The 5,733-nt window shown below is 42.8% G+C and carries 5 protein-coding genes and 1 tRNA gene; all 6 read left to right on the top strand.

Annotated features, from left to right (window positions below; all coding sequences use genetic code 11):
- Nucleotides 1-14: 14 nt before the first annotated feature.
- The 6 genes from QMG11_RS19880 to sufU all read left to right on the top strand — a co-directional run bounded on the left by QMG11_RS19880 (nucleotide 15) and on the right by sufU (nucleotide 5,471).
- A tRNA-Gln gene (locus QMG11_RS19880) sits at nucleotides 15-89 on the top strand.
- 294 nt (nucleotides 90-383) lie between these two features.
- Nucleotides 384-1,127 carry a Fe-S cluster assembly ATPase SufC gene (sufC, locus tag QMG11_RS19885; protein WP_281838190.1) on the top strand — a complete coding sequence of 248 codons (744 nt, stop codon included), beginning with the start codon at nucleotides 384-386 and terminating at the stop codon, nucleotides 1,125-1,127.
- Between the two features lie 2 nt (nucleotides 1,128-1,129).
- On the top strand, nucleotides 1,130-2,539 hold the full coding sequence (gene sufB, locus QMG11_RS19890) for a Fe-S cluster assembly protein SufB (RefSeq protein ID WP_281838192.1): 1,410 nt from the start codon (nucleotides 1,130-1,132) through the stop codon (nucleotides 2,537-2,539).
- Between the two features lie 9 nt (nucleotides 2,540-2,548).
- On the top strand, nucleotides 2,549-3,634 hold the full coding sequence (gene sufD, locus QMG11_RS19895; RefSeq protein ID WP_281838195.1) for a Fe-S cluster assembly protein SufD: 1,086 nt from the start codon (nucleotides 2,549-2,551) through the stop codon (nucleotides 3,632-3,634).
- A 189-nt stretch (nucleotides 3,635-3,823) separates the two neighbouring features.
- Nucleotides 3,824-5,050, top strand: coding sequence for an aminotransferase class V-fold PLP-dependent enzyme (locus tag QMG11_RS19900; RefSeq protein WP_281838197.1), 1,227 nt, complete (start codon nucleotides 3,824-3,826; stop codon nucleotides 5,048-5,050).
- Nucleotides 5,037-5,471: a Fe-S cluster assembly sulfur transfer protein SufU gene (gene sufU / locus QMG11_RS19905; RefSeq protein ID WP_281838199.1), complete on the top strand. Its 435-nt coding sequence runs from the start codon at nucleotides 5,037-5,039 to the stop codon at nucleotides 5,469-5,471. Before QMG11_RS19900 ends, sufU begins: the two co-directional genes overlap by 14 nt.
- The last annotated feature ends 262 nt before the right edge of the window (nucleotides 5,472-5,733 follow it).

Raw genomic sequence — 5,733 nt, forward strand, 5'->3', positions numbered from 1 at the left:
TTAAATAATCTTGTTGGGGTATCGCCAAGCGGTAAGGCACCGGATTTTGATTCCGGCATGCGCTGGTTCGAATCCAGCTACCCCAGCCATTTTAGAAGTTTAACCTGTCGGAAGACAGGTTTTTTTATTTACATATAAAAATCCAATGGACACACCTTCCACTCAAACTTTCAAAACCTTTTCATACCTTTAAGTTCCAAAGAAAAAAATAAGCTAATAATCCATCTATAGATCCCAAATAAAACGTACTGAAAATCCTTCCCACCTTCCTAAAAATCTTCACTTCAAATCCTTAGTAAAAAAACCAGAAATATTATTGACAAAACCTGTAAAGAATACTATACTTTTCTTGATCGTAAAAGTAAGGAAACTGGAGGAACAATATGAAGACACTTTTAAATATAGAAGATTTACACTCTAGAGTAGAGGATAAAGATATATTAAAGGGGATAGACCTAAAGGTTAACAGGGGAGAGGTACATGTAATCATGGGACCAAATGGAGCAGGGAAGTCCACTCTGGGAAATATCCTGGCAGGCCACCCCAAGCATGAGTATGTAGGCGGAAGGATAGAGCTGGATGGAAGGGATATTACACAGCTTTCAGCAGATGGAAGAGCCAAGGAGGGAATATTCCTATCATTTCAGTATCCAGAGGAGATTCCAGGACTCACAGTGGAGGAGTTTCTGAGAACAGCCAAGGGAGCAGTAACGGAGAAGAGGCAGTCCTATATGGAGTTTAGAAGGGAGCTTCACTCTAGAATGGAGGATCTGCATATGGATAGGTCCTATGCTTCAAGATACCTCAACGTAGGATTTTCTGGGGGAGAAAAGAAAAAGACGGAGATCCTTCAGCTGGCAACTCTAGACCCTAAGTTAGCTATCTTAGATGAAACAGATTCAGGACTGGATGTGGATGCCATAAGGGTAGTATATGAAGGGGTAAAGAAGCTCAGAAATGAGAACAATGCTTTTATAATAATTACTCACTACAACAAGGTTCTCGAGTACCTAGAGCCAGACTTTGTCCACGTACTTCACCAAGGGAAGATAGTGAAGAGCGGTGGTATAGAGGTTGCCAACGAGATAGAGAAGCAGGGATATAAGGGCATCAAAGAGGAGAACTAGATATGGAAGATAAGAAGAGAACCTATATAGAGGATGTAGATAGAGGAATATATGATGTGATCGATAAGGAGAAGCACTCATATAAGAGTGAGAAGGGGCTTACCAGGGAGATCGTGGAGGCCATATCAAGGGAGAAAGATGAGCCCCAGTGGATGCTGGAGCATAGGTTAAAAGCTCTTGAGATCTACAACTCCAAGCCCATGCCCACATGGGGAGCTGATATTTCAGATTTGGATGTAGATGGGATTATCCACTACCTGAGACCGGACACTGAGATGGCGGATTCCTGGGAGGATGTGCCTGATTATATAAAAAATACCTTTGACAGACTGGGGATACCGGAAGCAGAGAAGAAATCTCTTGCGGGGGTAGGGGCTCAGTATGACTCTGAGGTGGTATATCATAACCTAAACAAGGAGCTCTCTAAGCAGGGGGTAATCTATACAGATATTGAAACTGCCCTAAAGGAACACGAGGAGCTGGTGAAGGAATACTTTATGAAGCTTATTCCGTCAAATGATCATAAGTTTGCTGCTCTACACGGAGCTGTGTGGTCGGGAGGGTCCTTCGTATATGTTCCCAAGGGAGTACAGGTGGAGATGCCGCTGCAATCCTACTTCAGGCTAAATGCCAAGGGAGCAGGACAGTTTGAACACACTATGATAATAGTGGAGGAGGGAGCAAGTCTTCACTTTATAGAGGGCTGTTCAGCACCAAAGTATTCCAGCCAGGCTCTCCATGCAGGAGCGGTAGAGCTCTTTGTAAAGAAGGGAGCTAAGCTAAGATACTCTACAATTGAAAACTGGTCCAGAAATATGTATAACCTCAACACTAAGAGAGCAGTGGTAGATGAGGATGGGAGTATAGAGTGGGTATCGGGGTCCTTTGGCTCAAGAGTATCTATGCTCTACCCTATGAGTATCTTAAGAGGAGAGAGAGCCAGAGCTGAGTTTACGGGGATAACCTTTGCTTCCAGCGGACAGTATCTGGATACAGGGGCTAAGGTAGTTCATGCAGCTCCCTATACAACTTCAGTGGTGAATTCTAAATCCATCTCTAAAAACGGAGGAACAGCTCTTTACAGAGGTCTTTTAAAAGTAGCTCCCAATGCTCACTCCTCTAAAGCCACAGTAAACTGTGAATCCCTCATGCTGGACAATACCTCCAGATCGGATACCATTCCTACTATAGATATTCAGACAGATGATGTAGATGTGGGTCACGAAGCAAAGATAGGAAGGATAAGTGATGAGGCAATATTCTACCTTATGAGCAGAGGAATAAGCGAGGAGGAAGCCAAGGGAATGATAGTGAGAGGGTTTGTAGAGCCCATATCAAAGGAACTTCCATTGGAGTATGCAGTTGAATTGAATAACTTAATTCAGCTAGAACTAGAAGGGACTATAGGCTAGGTGATGATTATGCAGAGAAGGATTATTAAAGATATAGAAGAGAGCAGTGAGATCAAGGAGTTCAGGCTGGAAGCACTGGAAAAGCTTGAGGAGACAGAGGTTCCCAAGTGGAAGAGGATAAAGTATGAGGTATCTCCCAAAGAGAATTACAAGGAGTTTAACAATATCCAGATAGAGGGAGAGATCTCTCACGTTGTGAAGAAGTCTGACCTCCCAGAGTTAAATCAGGGGGAGGATTCATACCTGGAGCACTTTAACAAGGCTTACTTTAACAGTGGAATCGTAGTGGAGGATGGAGACAGGGATATCCATATAAGGTATGAGATGGATGATGAGAATAACTTTCTTCAGGACCTCAACTACATAATGGTTCCAGAGGAGAGTAAGGTAAATCTTATCTTTGAATACAGCGGTGAACCAAAGTATGGTTTCAGAAACACGGTGACCAAGGTAGTAGTGGGAAGGGATGCTGAGGTAAATATTATCAACCTGCAGAGACTTGGAGACAGGGTTGAAAGCTTCAGCTCCATAGAGGTAGAGGCAGCAGACAGAGCCAAGGTAAATCAATACCACCTGGAGCTTGGAGGTGGAGTAAACGGAGGATCCTCCAAGGTATATCTCAAGGGTGAAAATATTCAGTCGGAGAACTACTCTATATACATAGCAGACGGAGATAAAAAGACGGACCTGGAGTATTCCACATACCACTTCGGAAGAAGGGGAGAGAGTCTCATAGAGGGACGTGGAATTGTAAAGGATAGAGCAACCAAGGTATTTAGAGGAAACCTTCACTTTAAAAAGGGATCTGCCAGATCTGTAGGTAAGGAGGAGGAAACAGCAGTCCTTATGAATAAGGGTGTGAAAGCAGACTCCATCCCTACACTCTTCTGTAAGGAGGATGATGTAGTGGGAGAGCACGCAGCCAGTGCAGGACAGCTAAATGAAAATAAGCTCTTCTATCTCATGAGCAGAGGACTTACTGAGAGGGAAGCCAAGAAGATGGTGGCAGTATCAGCCTTTAAACCTATACTGGAGAAGTTGGAGAACAGAAGTATAGAGGAGAAGGTGCTGGAAGATATAGAGAGAAGAATTTAAGTTTGTAAGGGAGCAGGCGGCTATTTGACCATCCAACATTAGTTTTGCTGCCTGTATCCCTTCTTTTTACTATCTAAGGAAAGTTAGAATTTGCAAAAGTTTTACATGAAATAGTTAGTATTCCAATTGATTATCAGGATGCAACGTAACGTTGCTTTTTATTTTATAGAGGTTAAGGGAGGGATCATTATGGAAGATTACAGAGGAGAGTTTCCTATATTTGAAAACAATAAAGATCTAGTTTATTTAGACAGTGCTGCAACAACCCAGAAACCAAGGGAGGTACTGGACGCAGTATATAGATATAATATCCACAGCAATGCTAATCCCGGTAGGGGAAGTTACAGCCTTGGAGTGATGGCAGAGAGTGAAGTAGAGAGAGTGAGAGCTAAGGTGAAGGAGTTTCTTCATGCTGTAGAGGGAGAGGAGGTTATCTTTGTAAAGAGTGCCACCGAGGGGATAAACCACCTTGTAAACTCCTTTGAAAGGATGGGGTTTGAGGAGGATGATGAGGTCCTTGTGGGAATAAGCTCCCACCACAGTAATATAGTTCCTTGGCAGGAGCTGGTAAAGAGAACCAATGGAAGGTTGAGATACTTTCATATAGACAGCGAGGGAAGGCTGGACAGGGAGGAGATAGAGGAAAAGGTAAACGAAAGAACCAAGATAGTGACATTTTCCCACGGGGTTAATGCTACAGGTATAATTCACGATCCTCACCTTGTAACTGAAGTGGTGAGAAGGAAGTCCAATGCCTACGTTATCTTGGATATAGCCCAGACTATAGGAGAGGGGCTGGTAGATGTGAATGAGATAGATGCAGATGCCTTTGTTTTCTCTGGACACAAGATGTTTTCACCTATGGGGATAGGAGGAGTGGTTCTTAGCAAGGAACTGCTAGACAAGTTGCCGCCATTTCTGTATGGAGGAGATATGATAGAGTTTGTAGAGGGAGAGAGCAGCACCTATAGAGAGGGGTATGAGAAGTTTGAGGGAGGAACTCACAATGTAGAGGGGATAGTAGGCCTTGGAGCAGCTATGGACTTTATGGAAAGGGTTGGCCTAGAGAGGATAAGGAAGCACAAGGTGGAGCTTCACGACTATGCAGTAAAAAAGTTAAGGGCCAAGTGCTGGATAGATCTTTATCACACATCTGGAGAGAAAGCAGGGGTTTTAGCCTTTAACGTAAAGGGAGTGCATCCCCACGATGTATCTCAGATACTGGACCTTGAGAATGTCTGTATAAGAACCGGCCACCACTGTGCACAGCCCCTTATGAAGCACTTGGGTATTCCCAGCTGCTGCAGGATAAGTTTTTCCATATATAATACTAAAAAGGATATAGACAAGCTGACTATGGCACTTCAAAAGGTGGCAGATCTTTTCTTAGGGAGGGATACAGATGGAGTTAGATAGAATATACACGGAACTTATTATGGAGCACAATAAGAGCAATCACAACAAGAGGGAGCTTGAGAAGGCAACACATGTTGAGAGGGGGCATAACCCCAATTGTGGAGATGACCTTACCATACAGCTGGATATAGAGGAAGGAGTAATCAAGGACTCCGCCTTTGCGGGAGTTGGATGTGCCATCTCCACAGCTTCAGCCTCTATACTAATGGATATCATAAAGGGAAGGAAGGTAGATGAGGTTCAGGGAATTGTGGATAGTTTCCTAAAGATGATAAAAAAGGAGGACTTAAATCAAGAGGAGAGGAATCTCCTTGGGGATTCGATCTTTCTTGAAAATATATCCAATATGCCTGCAAGGGTAAAGTGTGCTACTCTTGCGTGGAATGGGGTAAGGGTAGCCTTGGAAAAAGAGGAGCAGTAGTTTTACTGCTCCCTATTTTTATAAAAGTATAATAAAAAATGGATATTTTTTTAAAAAAGTGTTGACGGAAGGCTGTAATAGTGATATTATACTTCTTGTCCACGAGGGAAGCATTAAGCCAACTGAGTGAAACGAAAAGGACATTAGCAATTAAATAGAGAAGATAAGTCAGAAAGACGAAATGATTTTTTAATCAATTCGCAACCAATAATTAGGTGTATAATCACGAAAGTGATTTAAAATATATTTGAATGAAGAGTTT

The organism is Propionigenium maris DSM 9537 (assembly GCF_027925155.1).
Taxonomy (GTDB): domain Bacteria; phylum Fusobacteriota; class Fusobacteriia; order Fusobacteriales; family Fusobacteriaceae; genus Propionigenium; species Propionigenium maris.

Bases quoted from the DNA above. Each gene is read 5' to 3' on its own strand.
- sufC (WP_281838190.1), top strand. From the start codon at position 384: ATGAAGACACTTTTAAATATAGAAGATTTACACTCTAGAGTAGAGGAT.
- sufB (WP_281838192.1), top strand. From the start codon at position 1,130: ATGGAAGATAAGAAGAGAACCTATATAGAGGATGTAGATAGAGGAATA.
- sufD (WP_281838195.1), top strand. From the start codon at position 2,549: ATGCAGAGAAGGATTATTAAAGATATAGAAGAGAGCAGTGAGATCAAG.
- QMG11_RS19900 (WP_281838197.1), top strand. From the start codon at position 3,824: ATGGAAGATTACAGAGGAGAGTTTCCTATATTTGAAAACAATAAAGAT.
- sufU (WP_281838199.1), top strand. From the start codon at position 5,037: ATGGAGTTAGATAGAATATACACGGAACTTATTATGGAGCACAATAAG.